17 protein-coding genes are annotated in these 15,319 nt (G+C 49.8%); 11 read left to right on the top strand and 6 right to left on the bottom strand.

The window, feature by feature from the left end:
- Positions 1-3: 3 nt before the first annotated feature.
- On the bottom strand, positions 4-906 hold the full coding sequence (locus PPHA_RS06875; RefSeq protein ID WP_012508139.1) for a substrate-binding domain-containing protein: 903 nt from the start codon (positions 904-906) through the stop codon (positions 4-6).
- A 267-nt stretch (positions 907-1,173) separates the two neighbouring features.
- Here PPHA_RS06875 and argC point away from each other — a divergent pair, with 267 nt between their 5' ends.
- From argC to PPHA_RS06845, 6 genes are read left to right on the top strand one after another with little or no spacing between them, the layout of a single operon-like run.
- The gene (argC, locus tag PPHA_RS06870) at positions 1,174-2,178 is read left to right on the top strand and encodes an N-acetyl-gamma-glutamyl-phosphate reductase (protein WP_012508137.1); all 1,005 of its coding nucleotides are present in this window, start codon (positions 1,174-1,176) and stop codon (positions 2,176-2,178) included.
- Between the two features lie 30 nt (positions 2,179-2,208).
- Complete coding sequence (gene argJ, locus PPHA_RS06865) at positions 2,209-3,492, top strand: bifunctional glutamate N-acetyltransferase/amino-acid acetyltransferase ArgJ (protein ID WP_012508136.1); 1,284 nt, start codon at positions 2,209-2,211, stop codon at positions 3,490-3,492.
- A 39-nt stretch (positions 3,493-3,531) separates the two neighbouring features.
- Positions 3,532-4,446, top strand: a complete 915-nt coding sequence (gene argB / locus PPHA_RS06860; RefSeq protein WP_012508135.1) for an acetylglutamate kinase — start codon at positions 3,532-3,534, stop codon at positions 4,444-4,446.
- Between the two features lie 4 nt (positions 4,447-4,450).
- Positions 4,451-5,467, top strand: a complete 1,017-nt coding sequence (gene argF / locus PPHA_RS06855; protein ID WP_012508134.1) for an ornithine carbamoyltransferase — start codon at positions 4,451-4,453, stop codon at positions 5,465-5,467.
- 14 nt (positions 5,468-5,481) lie between these two features.
- Positions 5,482-5,928 carry an arginine repressor gene (locus PPHA_RS06850; RefSeq protein ID WP_012508133.1) on the top strand — a complete coding sequence of 149 codons (447 nt, stop codon included), beginning with the start codon at positions 5,482-5,484 and terminating at the stop codon, positions 5,926-5,928.
- A 16-nt stretch (positions 5,929-5,944) separates the two neighbouring features.
- A complete protein-coding gene (locus PPHA_RS06845; RefSeq protein WP_012508132.1) occupies positions 5,945-7,147 on the top strand; it encodes an argininosuccinate synthase in 1,203 nt (400 codons plus the stop codon).
- Positions 7,148-7,232: 85 nt separating this feature from the next.
- On the opposite strand, the gene PPHA_RS06840 is transcribed toward PPHA_RS06845, so the two are convergent.
- From PPHA_RS06840 to PPHA_RS06830, 3 genes are all read right to left on the bottom strand, one after another.
- A complete protein-coding gene (locus tag PPHA_RS06840) occupies positions 7,233-7,532 on the bottom strand; it encodes a HigA family addiction module antitoxin (RefSeq protein ID WP_012508131.1) in 300 nt (99 codons plus the stop codon).
- 1 nt (position 7,533) lies between these two features.
- Positions 7,534-7,815, bottom strand: coding sequence for a type II toxin-antitoxin system RelE/ParE family toxin (locus tag PPHA_RS06835; protein ID WP_012508130.1), 282 nt, complete (start codon positions 7,813-7,815; stop codon positions 7,534-7,536).
- 214 nt (positions 7,816-8,029) lie between these two features.
- Positions 8,030-9,574, bottom strand: coding sequence for a pentapeptide repeat-containing protein (locus PPHA_RS06830; RefSeq protein WP_012508129.1), 1,545 nt, complete (start codon positions 9,572-9,574; stop codon positions 8,030-8,032).
- Positions 9,575-9,837: 263 nt separating this feature from the next.
- On the opposite strand from PPHA_RS06830, the gene PPHA_RS06825 reads away from it, so the two are divergent.
- The 5 genes from PPHA_RS06825 (at position 9,838) to PPHA_RS06805 (ending at position 13,340) form a co-directional block, all read left to right on the top strand.
- The gene (locus PPHA_RS06825; RefSeq protein ID WP_397234031.1) at positions 9,838-10,020 is read left to right on the top strand and encodes a YnbE family lipoprotein; all 183 of its coding nucleotides are present in this window, start codon (positions 9,838-9,840) and stop codon (positions 10,018-10,020) included.
- Positions 10,021-10,037: 17 nt separating this feature from the next.
- On the top strand, positions 10,038-10,385 hold the full coding sequence (locus tag PPHA_RS06820) for a YdbL family protein (RefSeq protein ID WP_012508127.1): 348 nt from the start codon (positions 10,038-10,040) through the stop codon (positions 10,383-10,385).
- A complete protein-coding gene (locus PPHA_RS06815) occupies positions 10,364-12,529 on the top strand; it encodes an intermembrane phospholipid transport protein YdbH family protein (RefSeq protein ID WP_223294003.1) in 2,166 nt (721 codons plus the stop codon). The genes PPHA_RS06820 and PPHA_RS06815 overlap by 22 nt, the downstream gene beginning before the upstream one ends.
- Positions 12,530-12,726: 197 nt before the next feature.
- On the top strand, positions 12,727-12,948 hold the full coding sequence (locus PPHA_RS06810; RefSeq protein WP_012508125.1) for an AbrB/MazE/SpoVT family DNA-binding domain-containing protein: 222 nt from the start codon (positions 12,727-12,729) through the stop codon (positions 12,946-12,948).
- Complete coding sequence (locus PPHA_RS06805; RefSeq protein WP_012508124.1) at positions 12,945-13,340, top strand: type II toxin-antitoxin system death-on-curing family toxin; 396 nt, start codon at positions 12,945-12,947, stop codon at positions 13,338-13,340. Before PPHA_RS06810 ends, PPHA_RS06805 begins: the two co-directional genes overlap by 4 nt.
- Before the next feature lie 114 nt (positions 13,341-13,454).
- Here the strand turns inward: PPHA_RS06805 and PPHA_RS06800 are convergent, their stop codons facing one another.
- On the bottom strand, positions 13,455-14,735 hold the full coding sequence (locus tag PPHA_RS06800; RefSeq protein WP_012508123.1) for a Y-family DNA polymerase: 1,281 nt from the start codon (positions 14,733-14,735) through the stop codon (positions 13,455-13,457).
- 15 nt (positions 14,736-14,750) lie between these two features.
- Entirely contained in the window at positions 14,751-15,203 is a 453-nt protein-coding gene (locus tag PPHA_RS06795; protein WP_012508122.1) for a LexA family protein, read from the bottom strand.
- Positions 15,204-15,319 lie beyond the last annotated feature (116 nt).

Raw genomic sequence — 15,319 nt, 5'->3', positions numbered from 1 at the left:
CAGTTATTTCAAAATAATGGTCCTTTCAACAAGCCTGTATGGGGCAAGAGAACTTCTTTCGAATGCCTTCTGCCCTGCACTGCCAAGCCATGAGCCAAACCCGGCAGCAAGTGCGTCGCCGGAATAATATACATAGTAAACTACAGTAACAAGGGGATAGGCTCCTTCAAAGATATTTTGCTGAGTTGGCAGAGTGGCTGGAGTGCCCGAACTCTCTTTTGCAAGAGGGAGTATCCTGATGTTCCTGCCACTCTTTCCCTCTTTGAGTGCTTTGTCGAGCGAAGAGCCAAAAAGCAGCCCGACGGCACGGCTGTCGACCGATACCCTTTCGATCAGCTCAGCATCACTGCTGCACGACCAGGGGTGCAGTTCAGACCTCTTTTTCCCCGTTTTTGCCGCCAGAAGAGAGAGAAGCCGAAAATCATCGGCTCTGACCAGAGGGGTCGCCACTCTCTTCTCCTGTTCTGAAAAAAGAGTGCCAAGCTCTTTGATCGAGAAGATGAGAGCCGGATTACGGCTGTTGACAATGCAGACAATGGCATCACGGGCGACCGGTTCGCGGCGAATCGGACGTTTCAGTTTGTTGAAAAGAGAATCTTCCGCAGCTTCAGGTTCCCCACTGATCAATGCTGCCCGCACCGTGCCATCAAGAAGATGCTTCAGACTTTTTCCGGATGCGTCAGGCAGCAGGGTTATGTTGGCGTCGGGATAATAGCGCTTAAACATCTCTGCCTGGCTTCCGGCAATCTCTTCAAGCTGCCGATCGACCGCAACAGTCATCTTTCCGCTTCGTGCGGTTTCGTTGTCCGGGCTTTGGGTACAGTTTAGCAATAAAAACGCAGCAACAAGAAAGAGCAGGCCACCCATGATCCTGAAAAAGGGGTTCTGTACGGCTATGTTCTTCATGGCAATCCCTGTTTTCTGTTTATCATGCTGACTGCACGCTCTCGGAGCTTAACGGCTAAGATAATGAGAAAAAAGATGTTGCCATAAAAAACAGTCGCCATGTTACTATCCTGAAAAAAAACATTCAGCATTCTTGAAAATCACGTAAAAAAGGTTAATATTTCGGCCTTCCGGGTCAACTGATTCCGGAACATATCTTTTTTTATTGAAAACGCTTATTATAAGCACATCAGCGGGATGGCGACACCTGTAGCGGAGTATCAGACAATGTATTCAGTATCAATTATCGGAGCTTCAGGCTATTCTGGAGCTGAACTGACGAGGCTTCTGCTCCGTCATCCGGGGGTTGAGCTTCAGGAGCTTTATGCTTTTTCCCAGGCAGGCAAAGCTGTTTCAGAGCTCTATCCTCTTCTCTCCAGTGACAAAGTGTACAAGCCCTATGGTGGAGAGTGTGAAAGTGATGTTTACTTTCTTGCGCTGCCTCATGGTGAGGCCCTGCAACTGGTGCCACCCCTTGTAAAGGCCGGAAAAACCGTGATCGACCTTTCCGGCGACTTCAGGTTGAAAAGCACGGTTGAGCACGAGCAGTTCTATAAACAGCAAAAGTCTCCCGAGGCCGTGATGACTTACGGGATGTCGGAGTTGTTCCGTGAAGAGATCATCAAGGCAAAGGCGATCAGTAATCCCGGTTGTTTTGCCACGAGTATCATTCTTGGTGTTGCGCCGCTTCTTCTTGGCAATGACAGCTCAATCAACGTTCGCGGAATCAATTGCACCTCAACATCGGGTATTTCCGGAGCTGGTCGAAGCAGCAAGACCGAGTTATCGTTTTCGGAGATGAGTGAAAATATCCGGGCATACAAGGTCGGTTTGCATCAGCATATCCCTGAAATCATGCAGACTCTTGGCACCTCTGTCACCACTCCATCGTTTGATTTTACCTTTACACCGATGATCGGCTCTCTGGTGCGGGGTATTTACAGCATCCTTACCGTTAACCTTGAAAATCCTGCAGAGGCCGAACAGATCAAGGCGCTTTATAAAGAGTTTTACAAAGAGGCCCCCTTTGTCAGGGTTCGTGACACCATGACCGAAGTCCGACATGTTGCCCATACAAATTTTTGTGATATCCATATTGCTCATGCAACAGCAAACGGTACACTGATCATCGTGACCGCAATTGATAATCTTCTGAAGGGCGCTGCCGGACAGGCCATCCAGAATATGAACCTTATGCTTGGCATGAATGAAAAAACCGGGTTATCCTTTTGATTTTCAAACATTTAACATCCTCATACTGCATTGGAGAAACTCTCTAAAGGGCTTAACGTTATTCGCAAGCTTTCGGCCGTAACTCCCTGGCCGGTATCGGTTACCCCCATGTCGGCGGAATCGGACGGGACACATGGATTCTGGCCTGCCGGTTTTTCAGCGGGCGCAGTTTCTGCCGCCATACGGTATGAGCGAAAAGATCTGATGCTGCTGGTCGCGGATGCACCCGCAAGCGCTGCTGCACTCTTCACGACGAACCTCTGCTGTGCAGCTCCGGTAACACTTTCACGCAAGCATCTGCAGTGCTCCCCTTCCTCAATTCGGGCCATTGTCTGTAATAGTGGCAACGCCAATGCAGCAACCGGAGAAAAAGGAATGGATGACTCGCGGGCCATGGCGCAAGCCGTTGCACGGGAACTGCTCATCCGGCCTGAAGAGGTACTGGTTGCCTCTACCGGTGTTATTGGCCAGCTTCTGCCGATGGAGAGGGTTCTTGGCGCAATTTCTATCCTTCCCTCCGCACTGCAGCGTGAATCGGGTATCGATGCAGCCCAGGCCATCATGACCACCGATACCTTTCCGAAATTTTTCACCCTGGAGCTTCAGCTTTCAGGCGGCACCGTTCGCTTGAGTGGCATAGCCAAGGGCTCCGGCATGATTTGCCCGAACATGGCAACCATGCTCGCCATTCTGGCAACGGATGCCTCTATCGCTCCAGCCCTGCTTCAGAAAGCGCTGAAAGGTGCAAACCGCAAGAGTTTCAACGCCATTACCGTTGACGGCGATACCAGCACGAACGATATGGTCTCCATTCTTGCCAGCGGTACCGGCCCTGTAATCATGGCTGAAAGCAAGGATTTCTCTCTTTTTTGCGAAGCGCTCGAAGCGCTGATGACCTTTCTTGCCAAGCTCATTGTCATCGACGGAGAGGGAGCCACAAAACTGGTTACCATTACGGTTGAAGGTGCCGTTGATGACCGGGATGCAGAGCTTGCAGCCAGAACCATAGCTCAGTCAAGTCTTGTTAAAACGGCTATTCATGGTGAAGATCCCAACTGGGGAAGAATTGTTGCTGCTGCGGGTCGCTCCGGAGCATTCTTTCATCAGGAAGAGCTTGAACTTCATTTTGACAATCTCTCTCTTCTTAAACCAGGGTTTATTGCCAATTACTCTGAAACAGCGGCATCGGAAATCATGGCAAAAGAGTCCTATACCATCACGCTTCGTCTTGGCAGCGGCCCTGGACAAGCAACCGTGTGGAGCTGCGACTTGAGCAAAGAGTATGTCGATATCAATGGCAGCTACAGAAGCTGACAGATCCCTTAAACCATCATCAGGAGCAATTTTTCCGCAATGGACAAGTTACCGTGCAATGAACTGAATCAGGTAAGAAAGGCCCCCCATGCTGCCATAGGGCCTGTACTTATTGAAGCGCTACCCTATATCCGCAAATTTGAAGGCAAGACCTTTGTAATCAAGTATGGCGGCGCAGCCATGAAGGACGCCTGTCTCAAAAACAGTTTTGCCCAGAATGTCACCCTTCTGCGTAAAGTCGGCATCAGGATTGTTTTGGTGCATGGCGGAGGTGACGCCATCACAAAAACGGCCGAAAAACTTGGAATCACGTCACGATTTCTGCATGGACGAAGAGTTACGGACAAGGAGATGATCTCGGTTATCCAGATGACTCTTGCCGGTAAGGTCAACCAGGATATTGTGCAATTGATCAGCGAACATGGCGGCAAGGCTGTGGGGGTTACCGGCCTTGATGCCGATACCATCAAAGCTCTTCCCCACCCGAACGCCGAAACCCTTGGCCTGGTCGGAGAGGTGGAGCAGATCAACACCGCCTATATCGACCTGCTCTGTCGGGCAGGACTGATTCCTGTTATCGCTCCCATAGGATTCGACGACAAGGGGAATGTTTACAACATCAATGCTGATGATGCCGCAAGCAGTATCGCCATTGCCCTGAAAGCTGAAAAGCTCATCTACGTCAGTGATGTCGAAGGGATTCATGTAGGCGAGAGAATCCTGAAAACCATCTGCAAGACGGAGGCGGCTGACTTTATCGAACAGGGAATCATTTCCGGAGGCATGATCCCGAAGGTTCTTTCAGCATTCAAAACACTCGACAGTGGAGTCGGAAAAATTCATCTGATTGATGGGAAGGCAACACATTCGCTCCTGCTTGAAATATTCACTCACGAAGGAGTAGGAACCCAGTTTATTGCAGAGCAGGACAGTGATCAATCACAAAACAGGTAATGAAATGGAAGATGTTCAAATAAGGAAAGTCCCTGCAAAACGTGATTTTCTCGGTTTTTCACAGCTTGATGGCGGTAAAATTATCGAGTTGTTCGACTACTCCCTCTTCATGAAAAAAAAGAGGATGGAAAGCTCTGCTGTATCCGGTTTTCTTCCGCTGCGCGATAAAACCGTTGCCATGATCTTCAGCAAGCCCTCACTCAGAACAAGGGTCTCCTTTGAGCTGGGTATCCATGAACTCGGAGGATATGCCATCAACCTTGATGGCCAGGCAATCGGTCTTGGAACACGTGAATCGGTACAGGATGTAGCACAACTGCTCTCCCGCTACAATGATGCCATTGTTGCCCGCCTGCACGAGCACGCCATCATCGAAGGAGTTGCGGAGCACGCCACCATCCCGGTTATCAATGCACTGACCGATCTGTCGCACCCCTGCCAGATACTTGCCGATGCCTTTACTCTCTACGAAAAGTCGCTCTGGCATGAGGGAATAAAGGTTGTTTTTGTCGGCGACGGCAATAATGTAGCCAATTCCTGGATAGAGCTGGCCGGACTCCTCCCCTTTCACTTTGTACTGGCCTGCCCGGAAGGGTACACTCCAGACCAGGGCCTCCTTGAAGCTGCCCGCCAAAAGGGTATCAGCCGCATTGAGGTACTGCATGATCCAAAAGAGGCTGCCGCAAACGCCGATGTGCTCTATACCGATGTCTGGACCAGCATGGGCCGGGAGACCGAAATAGAAGAGCGCCTCAGAATATTCTCCCCCTTTCAGATCAACAGCGCCCTGCTTGCAGAAGCAAAACCGGGAGCAGTCGTGATGCACTGCATGCCTGCACACCGTGGACAGGAGATAAGCGCGGAGGTAATGGACGGGCCTCGCTCCATCATCCTCGATGAAGCCGAGAATCGCCTGCATGTGCAGAAAGCCCTACTGGTCAAATTGCTGAATCACGAAGAGTACAGAAAATTCCACCTTACCCACCGCCTTTTAAATGCAGCAAAAAAAATCAGGAGCTGAAGAGTGAACCGACAATGAACAAATATGCACGACAATTGAAGATCAGGGAAATTCTTCATCAAAACAGTGTGGGAAATCAGCATGATCTTTTGCAACTGCTCCATGATTCAGGAATGAGAGTTGCCCAGGCCACCCTTTCACGAGACTGCGCCGAACTCGGCATCATCCGTTCACGAACGAACGGAAACTTCAAAATGCTTCTGCCTGATGACGATCCAGACAAGATTATCAAGGGTCTTGTTGGTGTCGAAGTACTATCCGTCAACGCCAATGAAACCAGCATCATTATCATGACCCTGCCGGGCAGGGCACATGGCGTCGGCTCCTGGCTTGACCAACTCAAAAGCCCGCTCATCCTTGGCACCATTGCCGGAGATGACACCGTTCTTGTTATTCCCTCCTCAGTGCTGAACATTTCGGCATTGAAATCATATATTCATAAAAATCTTTCCAAAAACTGATAATTCACAACATCCCATGAGCAAGGAAAAAATTGCAATAGCCTATTCCGGTGGACTCGATACCTCCATCATGATCAAATGGCTGAAAGACAAATATGATGCTGAAATCGTTGCCGTCACCGGCAATCTCGGCCAGCAGAAAGAGATCGAAAACCTTGAATCAAAAGCAATCGCCACAGGAGCCTCAAAATTCCAGTTTCTTGACCTGCGCAAGGAGTTTGTTGAAGAGTACATCTGGCGTGCGCTCAAGGCCGGAGCCCTCTATGAAGATGTCTACCCGCTTGCTACCGCACTTGGACGCCCCCTGCTTGCAAAAGCGATTGTCGATACCGCCCTCGCCGAAGGATGCACCATGCTCGCCCACGGCTGCACAGGAAAAGGAAACGACCAGGTACGCTTTGAAGTGACCTTTGCCTCACTTGCCCCCCACCTCAAGGTACTTGCTCCCCTGCGTGAATGGGAGTTCACCTCAAGGGAATCGGAAATTGCCTACGCCCTTGAGCACAACATCCAGGTCTCTGCTACCAAGAAAAACCCCTACTCCATTGACGAGAACATCTGGGGAATCAGCATCGAATGCGGCGTGCTTGAAGATCCGATGGTTGCCCCTCCCGAAGATGCCTACCAGATCACCACATCACCGGAAAATGCGCCAAACACTCCGGCAGTTGTTGAAATCGAATTTGAAAAAGGTATTCCCGTCTCCCTTGACGGCAAAAAGATGAGCGGCCTTGACCTCATTATCCGCCTCAACGAGATCGGCGCAGCCAATGGCGTCGGACGCCTCGACATGATCGAAAACCGTGTTGTCGGCATCAAGTCACGTGAAATCTACGAAGCCCCGGCAGCAACCATCCTGCACTTCGCACATCGCGAACTCGAACGCCTTACACTCGAAAAATCGGTCTTCCAGTACAAAAAGAACATCAGCCAGGACTACGCAAACATCATCTATAACGGACTCTGGTTCTCGCCGATGAGAAAAGCGCTCGATGCCTTTGTGGATGAAACACAGAATCCGGTGACCGGTCTTGTCCGCCTGAAGCTCTACAAGGGTGGAGTCTCCCTGCTGGGTCGCAACTCACCTTACTCGCTCTACAACGAGGAGCTTGCCACCTACACCGAATCCGACACCTTCAACCACAAGGCTGCAGCAGGCTTTATCCACCTCTATGGACTTGGGCTGAAAACCTACAGCGAAGTACACACCGCCAAATAAGAGCCGCCCTTTCAGTCACCCGTGCAAGCCATTGTTTCCCGGCCTGCACGGGCGTCGGGCTTGTACTACCTTTGATGACTTATTATTATGCTACGTTGCTTTTGTAGCGCAAGATTGAGTTGATGTCTGCTCTTTTGATCTGCATTCCCTCCTCGATGTCATAGTCATCCTGAAGACCTAACCAGAACTTGGCAGAATTCCCAAAATATTGAGATAGACGCAATGCTGTATCGGCTGTAACACGCCTCTTTCCTTTCACTATTTCGGATATCCGGGTTTGAGGTATCCCGATATCTTTGGAAAGTCTGTATGCCGAAATCTCCAATGGAATTAAAAACTCTTCCATCAAGACCTCTCCCGGATGAATATTTCTCAGTTCGTTCATTTCAGTGATAGTCGATAATTTTTGCTTCGGAGGCATTTCCATCAGTCCATTTAAAAACGATTCTCCATTGATCGTTAATCCGGATGCTGTAAAAATCTTTGTTTTTACCCAAAAGCTTTTCAAGACGATTTGCTGGAGGAACCCTTAAATCCATTATATTCAATGAATTGTTAATCATTCTCAACTTCCTTCTTGCTATCACTTGGATTTCAACTGGCAAACACCTGACTCGCTCCCCTTGCCAAATTTTTTCTGTCTCTTTGGAGCCAAACGAAACAATCATGCTCTCGCGTTAAGTTACTAACGCCAAAGATAAGCATATCACTTAATAAAATCAAACCGTATTTCCTCTTCTTAACCATGAAGAATGTGTCCTGCTTGATTGGAAAGCTTCACTCGGGTCAACTGCTCTCCCTGCATATGTCGGTGGGGCAAACTGACGAAACAGTTGGTTCTGCAAAGAACAATTCGTTTACTCGACTTCACGTCGCACATGGTTAAAAAGCCCGGACAGGCCGCACCCGCCACTCATCGTCCTTATAGTAGTAGCTGTAGTTCTGAATCCCACCGTCGAAACTTTGGTGCCATGCGTTGACCGCATTGCCCTCCGTAGAACTCCAGTAGACGCCGGAAGTAAAACCACCAACAGCACTTCTGTTAAGATATAGCTGGTTCAACTCTTCCTTGCTCGGCAAATACCAATCATCATAGTCATTTTTGACCAACTCGTCACAAGCTTTATTAGCTGCATCCCATGTGTATTTGTCCTCTCCCGGCAAATCGGTTTCAGCGGCAATCAGGCCGTGCCGTTCACCATTAACATAACCCTTGTCATCTGGCTGAAAAATATAGGCAATTTTACCCCCGCCATAGTAATTGCCAATGATTGCAAGGTCATCATTGTGAGTTGGAGAGAATTTGAGAATCGAAAGTAACTCACTACTGTAAAAGGCCCGATTAGAATTTACCGCCTTTTTGATTCGATACAGTTCCATCTCTTTTGCCTCCCTAAAATTGGCATAAAACAGGTCTGCACCATCAAAATTTGCTCCACCAAGATTAGAACCCTGAAAATTGGAGCCGTTAAGGTGTGCTTTTTGTAACTGTGCCCCCTTGAGATTAGCTCCCTGAAGATTGGCATGTTGAAGATCTGCGCTCTGAAGATTTGCTCCGCCAAGGTTCGCCCCCTGAAGGTTAGCGTTATTCATATCAGCTACAGTCATATCGAGACCTTGCAACCATGCGCCGTGAAGATCTTCCCGCTGAAGATCGAGTGGCCGGCGGAATGATTCGGAAAGAGAGGGAAGATTGAGCGTGAACGCTGCAAGCGCTCCAAAAGCTACCCATCGGGGAAGATTCCAGAACCACCGTTTTGAAGTGAATTTTGTTTCAGCTTTTGAATCGGGGCAACGATTGATTTGCAAAAAAAGCAGGGAGAGGGTGACAATGGATGCACCAATAGAAAAGGGAACGATGAACTCCCTGAGGGCAAAAGCCTTGCGGGCCATAAACCACAAGGTCAACGGCACAAACCAGTAAAAAACGAGATTGGTGAAGAGGCGCGGCAGGCGCTCTTTGAAGCTGAACAGAGCGGGAATACTCTCGATAGTGAGGTCAGCAGAATTCTTTCGCGTCTCGTTAAGATGCTGGCGCTCTCTTTCAAGCTGTAACCAATGTCCGTAAACGATATGAAGATAGACTGTCAGGATAACAAGGAGAAATGGGGCTACGACAAGAAAACTTTGAAAAGAGATGGCGGTGCCAACCACCGGGGTTTGAATGGTTGTGTTTGCGACGATAAGGGATTTGTCGGATTCGCCAAAAACCTTGAGCAAACAGTAGAGCCCAACACCAAGCAGCGCAAACATGGTTTTGTTGATCGTTTTTGCGTAACTCGCGTGGAGTTCCTTGAGTGCATCCGGGTGGTGCGATTGCTGATGCGCAACAGGATACCAGCAACTTCTCGGCGCCCGGTTTCGGTCGGCGATTCTTTCGCGGATTTTTTTGAAGCTCCAGTCGGGCATGATGTTCTGTTTAATCATGATCGTCCATATTCCCCATTCATATCGCAATATCAACCTGATAATACAGTTTTCAAAAATAAAAAGAACTCCGGGAAATGAGAGTGGTTGAACTTTCCAGGCTTCACTCTTGTTCCCGACTGGGTCGATGAAGATATGAAATCACCCAGCCCTGCCAATTCATCTCTTGCAGGGCGATGCATGAATGCCGATATTACTGTTCAATCAAAAGCAACAAACCTTGTAACAGAAGGAACATCGCAATGAACAAACCAGTAGTTTGTATGCTGGCGCTTCTCTCTCTCGCCGCCGGTGCATTCGTGACAGGTTGCAGCCCGACCGTGAAGATCGAAGCTCCCGACAAACCCATTGTCATCAATATGAACATCAAGATTGATCATGAAATCCGAATCAAGGTCGATCGTGAGCTCGACTCCCTGCTCGACAGCAAAAAAGGCTTATTTTAACCAGGAGGAACGAAACAATGAGAACGATGCAATCCATAACGTCAAAAGTAGCGCTTATCATGATGCTTGTCATGGGTATGGCTCTGACCGCCTTTGCGCTTGACCTTGACACAGCCCGTTCAAGCGGACTTGCCGGAGAGGTTGACAACGGCCTGCTTGCCATTCCTCCCGGAGCTGCCTCTGATGCCAGGACACTGATTGAAACCATCAATAATTCCCGTCGTGCAGAGTATGCCAAGGTTGCTGCGAAGAACAACCTGACGCTTGATGTTGTGGGAGGGATGATGTTCCAGAAAATCTATAGCCGTCTTCCGGCAGGAACATGGGTGCAGGTTGAGGGGAAATGGACAAAGAAAGCACAGTAGGCCCGCAAAAAAGCGTTTCTGTGAAATGGTTGTTGCGCATCCTCTTTGCCATGCTGTTGCTGCTGGCGCTTCTGCTGGCAGCAGCGTGGTTCTGTTTTCCCTGGTACGCGCAATCGCTCGCAGATCGTGCCCTGGCGGGGAAACCGTTTCGGGTTGCAGTTTCCGGTGTGGGTCTGCCAGGTTTTTCGGGGGTTGGTTTTCGCTCGATGAAGGTGCTTTTTGCCACTCCTCCCGATGGTTGCAGTGATGCTGCTGCCTACACGCTGTTACTCACTGATGGCTCGCTCTCCTGGCATTTTGAAAACCGGGACTCTTCCGGTTCGCAGGCTCTCCTGCCGAAAGCGGTTAATGCGGCCATCACCCTTGAAGCTGACTCGCTCAATCTGAAACCGGAGACGAATGAGTTTGGTTTTGGCGACCGTAAACCAAAGATAACCGTGCATATTGCGGTTTCCCGACTGAACGGTTTTAACATCTCCTTCAAACCGCTCTCGGCGACCTATCCGATAGAGCAGGCTACGGTTACCCGTGAAAAGCTTCGGCTTGAGGGGGTGAACTTCAGGGTACGGCTCAGCGCTGCAGAGGGGTGGCAGCAGCCTCTCGATACCCTGCATGTGGCAAAACTGTTCAGCGATGGAAACCCGACCCCTGTGGGAAACTTCAGGGCGCTCTTTGGCTCGAAACGCGATCCCTTGAAACCCTGCACCCTCACACTCACCAATTGCTCGTTGGAGCTCTTGCGATGGAGGGCCTCAACAGAACGAATCGCCTACGACCTGAAAGAGAAGAGTTCCCGATTTACTCTCACTATGGCGGAAATCCCGCTCGCAGAGTTGCCAGGTTTCGATGGCGGCGGCAGCAAAACTCCCCTTGCTACAGGCCGGGTAGGCGGTTCTCTTCCCATTGAATTTCAGGACTCCACAGTGATCGTGCGTAATGCTGTCATTCTTGCCGGAAAGGGGACAAGCATCCTCTTCTACACCAAAGAGAAGAGGCCGTTGCTCTCCTTCGATATGGGGAACGGAGAGATGCTGAAAAATCTCAATGCGAAGATCATACTCAACAGCCGGAACGAAAAGCTTTCAGGACTTGCGCTGAGCAACCTGTCGGCAACACTCTTCGGCGGAACCATCACCTCGACCCCGGTCAGTTTTGACCCCTCAGCCAACACTACCCTGCTTACCCTGAAACTCAACAAGATCAATGCGCTTGAGCGCGTTCGTCTGCACGGTGATTTCAGAGGCTCCCTCAAGGGTACGGTCAGCGGAAGCATCCCGCTCACTCTCGCAAAAAATGGATTTTCCATCCATAACGCCGCTCTTCACTCCCTTGGCGGCGGCAGGATTACCTTCGCTCCTCCTGCAACACAGAAGAGTGCGAAAGAGCGCATTTTCGGCACACAGAAACCGGATGCCGACTATACCTTCAGTGAACCAGAGCTGCTCCTCAACCGTTCGTTCAACGGAAGCACCACTGTCGGCTTTTCCCTGAAACAGGTGCTGCGGAAAACTGATAGCGGCGAGCTGCTGCTCCTTTCACCAAAGGGAACGCTCATGCTCCAGCACAATCGACTGAACCCCGATATGGCCTCCCTTTCAGATTTCAGTGCGGGATTTTTTGGAGGCACCATCGCTATCGAGCATCTCGATTATGATATGGCAAAAAAGAGTGGTGAAACCATGCTGCAGGTCAACAACATTCCGCTCCAGAAACTGCTTGACCTGCAAGGGACTAAAAAGATCTATGCAACAGGAAACGTAAAAGGAAGTATCCCGATAAAAATGAGTGGCGACCTCTTTGCAATCACAAACGGAGGGATGAACGCCGAACAGGCTGGACAAATCATCTACGCCACCACCCCTGAAGAGCGTGCCGCCGCAAATCAGGGACTGCGTACCACCTACGAGGCGCTCTCCAACTTTCTCTACGTACAGTTGATCTCCTCGATCAATATGGCTCCTGATGGCAAATCGACCATCACCATCCAGCTCAAGGGAACCAACCCCGACTTTCAGGGGGGACGAGCCATCGAACTGAACCTCAACGTCGAACAAAATCTGCTCGACCTGATGCGCAGCCTCTCCATCTCCTCAAACGTCGAACAGGTCATCTCCGAAAAAGCGCTTCAAATGCAGAAGAAATAGATTTCGGTAATGCCTTCTCAACCTTCACCTATTCCCTTTTATAATTAGATGTTAAGGGCTCTTGGGATATTTTAGTGGACGAGCGGAAGAAAATCCCGTAACCCGTAATTTTCATTGAGGTCAGAAAAGACCGAAAAACTCCCTTGACTATGTCCCCATTTTGTTATAACATATGGTATAACAAAATGGGAGATATTATGCGTGCTACGGTAACAAAGATTGGTAATTCAACAGGCGTTATCCTGCCAAAGGCAGCGGCTGATCGACTTAAGGTAAAGCAAGGGGACTTCGTGTTTTTGACGGAAACGCCAACGGGGTACACTGTAACGCCCTACGACCCCGAATTTGCAGCGCAAATGGAGGCAGCACGTCGCGGCATGACAGAATACAGGAATGCTCTCCACGAACTTGCCAAATGACTTGGCGCTGGCTTTTGGATGGGGTTGTCATTGCCATACATGACGAACAAATTGCAGAGCACGGTGGAAGCCCCGGCATTCGTGATGTCGGTCTTTTGTCTTCGGCTCTTGCACGTCCGCAAAACCAGGCAAATTATGGTGAGCCGTCTCTCTTTGATTTGGCCGCCGCTTATGCCTATGGCATTATTCGTAACCATCCTTTTATAGACGGCAACAAACGCACAGGGTTTCTGGCTGCCTATGTGTTTCTGAATATTAACGGATGGGAACTGATGTTGTCAGAAGCCGAAGCCATTAACGCTGTATTGGCTTTGGCGGCAGGTGAAATGGATGAACCCCGTTTTTCGAACTGGCTCAAAAACAAGTCTGTTATTCGGGCGGAACAGGAATAACAAGTGAACGACCGCAAGCACCTTGTTTCTGCTGAGATTGACAGGCTGGAAGAACTGAATCACAACAGTCGCTTCTTTGGATGGGTTGAGCTGCATATAATGAAAACAGTTCATTTACTGCAAGGTTCTCACCTCGATAAGTTCTTTCCAGGCGGTCGTGTAGCGCGGAGAGAGCAGTTTCTGGTGGGGTTTCCATCCTGCGGAGTTTTCGGCAGCGATTTGGATAGAACCGCTGCCATAGCGCTGGTTGATGCTGTCCATTACTGTCATGAGCTTTTTTTGGCGGTCGTCCGGAACCGGGAACTCCTGCGGAAAGAGTGGAAGTGTTGCCGTGGAAGATGCTGCCGGTATCAGTCTGCTGACAATAACTCCTGCTTTTTTGTATTCGTAGCCTGCCCGAAAGAGTGATTCAAGAAGCGCTCCTGCCGTTCGAATCAGGACGATGGAGTCCTGGGTGTGGTGAGGCATGGTGACGGTTCTGGTGCCCCAGTATTTTTTTTCAGGAGCATTGAATGGGCTTGTGCAGATAAAGAGTGTCAGAAGGGATGCTGCTGATCCCTCTTTGCGCAGTTTGATGGCGCATTTTCCGGTAAAGGTTGAGACTGCCTGATGCAGTTCATCAAAAGTGGTGACACTGCGGCCAAATGAACGTGAGGTGCATATGCTCTGTTTTGCTGGCCTCACCATTTCGAGTGAGAGGCATGATTTTCCGTTCAGCTCTGCCTGAACACGGGCTCCGGTGATATGCAGATGTTTGCGAATCAAGCCTAGCGATGCCTCGGCAAGGTCAAGAGCGGTGTGGATGTTTTGGGTATGGAGAAATTTACTCCACTGGCGACCTATCCCCCAGATATCTTCAACCTGGGTTATGGCGAGCGCTGCGCGCTGTTCCTTGTCGGTGTTGAGCAGACAGACCCCCGCATAGCAGGGATTCTTTTTGGCAAGACGATTGGCAACCTTGGCAAGGGTTTTTGTGGGAGCAATGCCGATACAAACCGGAATACCGGTATGCTGCGTGACGGTTTTGCGGATGAAACGGGCATAGTGGTCGAGATCGTATCGCTGGAAGCCGCTCATGTCAAGAAAGGCTTCATCGATCGAATAGATCTCAAGATCAGGAGCAAGATCGGCAAGGGTTGTCATGACCCTTGATGACATGTCTCCATACAAGGGGAAGTTTGCAGAGTAAACGACAACCTTATGCCTTTTCAGCAGCTCCCTGTTTTTGAATGCCGGGGCGCCCATAGCAAGACCAATGGCTTTCGCCTCTTCGGAGCGGGCAATGAAGCAGCCGTCATTGTTGGAGAGCACTACTACAGGGCGGCCTCGCAGGGCGGGATTAAAGACTCTCTCGCATGAGACGTAGAAGTTGTTGCAATCGACCAGTGCAAACATCCGTTCCCCCCTTTTTCATTCTGGCTTGTGAATGACGTACGTAACGATACCCCATATCTGGAACTCGTTCTCTTCACTGATCCGGATAGGTTTGAATTCGCTGTTGGCTGGCATCAGATAGAGCCCGTCATCCTGCAGGGAGATTCGCTTGACGGTAAACTCACCATTGAGAAAACAGACTGCAATGGAGCCCTCCTTGGGATCAATGGATTTATCGATGATCAAAAGGTCACCGTCCCTGATACCGGCATCCATCATGGATACTCCCTTCGCTCTTGCATAAAAGGTTGCTGCCGGGTGTTTGATGAGCGCTTTATTGAGGTCAAGAACGAGTTCACCAAAGTCTTCGGCAGGAGATGGAAATCCTGCGGAAATTCCTGTGTCTGCAAGGGGCAGTTCAAGGATGGTGGTAAAATCCGCCGTGTAAAAGTCGAGCCGCGGGCCGGAATGGATTCGTGATAGTTTCATGCTTGTTCCGAGTCAGTTTTCTTGAATATGCATAAAACGATGTTGAGTTTTGCAAACCCTTCTTGTCAAGGCTACCAAAATTCCTCCGCTCTGTCTTTGCTTCGTTGTACGCCCTC

The sequence above is a fragment of the Pelodictyon phaeoclathratiforme BU-1 genome (genome assembly GCF_000020645.1).
Taxonomy (GTDB): domain Bacteria; phylum Bacteroidota; class Chlorobiia; order Chlorobiales; family Chlorobiaceae; genus Chlorobium; species Chlorobium phaeoclathratiforme.
Note: the sequence above shows the minus strand (reverse complement) of the source record. Positions and strands in the feature narration are given on the sequence as shown.

Bases quoted from the DNA above. Each gene is read 5' to 3' on its own strand.
- PPHA_RS06875 (WP_012508139.1), bottom strand. From the start codon at position 906: ATGAAGAACATAGCCGTACAGAACCCCTTTTTCAGGATCATGGGTGGC.
- argC (WP_012508137.1), top strand. From the start codon at position 1,174: ATGTATTCAGTATCAATTATCGGAGCTTCAGGCTATTCTGGAGCTGAA.
- argB (WP_012508135.1), top strand. From the start codon at position 3,532: ATGGACAAGTTACCGTGCAATGAACTGAATCAGGTAAGAAAGGCCCCC.
- argF (WP_012508134.1), top strand. From the start codon at position 4,451: ATGGAAGATGTTCAAATAAGGAAAGTCCCTGCAAAACGTGATTTTCTC.
- PPHA_RS06850 (WP_012508133.1), top strand. From the start codon at position 5,482: ATGAACAAATATGCACGACAATTGAAGATCAGGGAAATTCTTCATCAA.
- PPHA_RS06845 (WP_012508132.1), top strand. From the start codon at position 5,945: ATGAGCAAGGAAAAAATTGCAATAGCCTATTCCGGTGGACTCGATACC.
- PPHA_RS06840 (WP_012508131.1), bottom strand. From the start codon at position 7,532: ATGAACGAACTGAGAAATATTCATCCGGGAGAGGTCTTGATGGAAGAG.
- PPHA_RS06835 (WP_012508130.1), bottom strand. From the start codon at position 7,815: ATGATTGTTTCGTTTGGCTCCAAAGAGACAGAAAAAATTTGGCAAGGG.
- PPHA_RS06830 (WP_012508129.1), bottom strand. From the start codon at position 9,574: ATGATTAAACAGAACATCATGCCCGACTGGAGCTTCAAAAAAATCCGC.
- PPHA_RS06825 (WP_397234031.1), top strand. From the start codon at position 9,838: ATGCTGGCGCTTCTCTCTCTCGCCGCCGGTGCATTCGTGACAGGTTGC.
- PPHA_RS06820 (WP_012508127.1), top strand. From the start codon at position 10,038: ATGAGAACGATGCAATCCATAACGTCAAAAGTAGCGCTTATCATGATG.
- PPHA_RS06815 (WP_223294003.1), top strand. From the start codon at position 10,364: ATGGACAAAGAAAGCACAGTAGGCCCGCAAAAAAGCGTTTCTGTGAAA.
- PPHA_RS06810 (WP_012508125.1), top strand. From the start codon at position 12,727: ATGCGTGCTACGGTAACAAAGATTGGTAATTCAACAGGCGTTATCCTG.
- PPHA_RS06805 (WP_012508124.1), top strand. From the start codon at position 12,945: ATGACTTGGCGCTGGCTTTTGGATGGGGTTGTCATTGCCATACATGAC.
- PPHA_RS06800 (WP_012508123.1), bottom strand. From the start codon at position 14,735: ATGTTTGCACTGGTCGATTGCAACAACTTCTACGTCTCATGCGAGAGA.
- PPHA_RS06795 (WP_012508122.1), bottom strand. From the start codon at position 15,203: ATGAAACTATCACGAATCCATTCCGGCCCGCGGCTCGACTTTTACACG.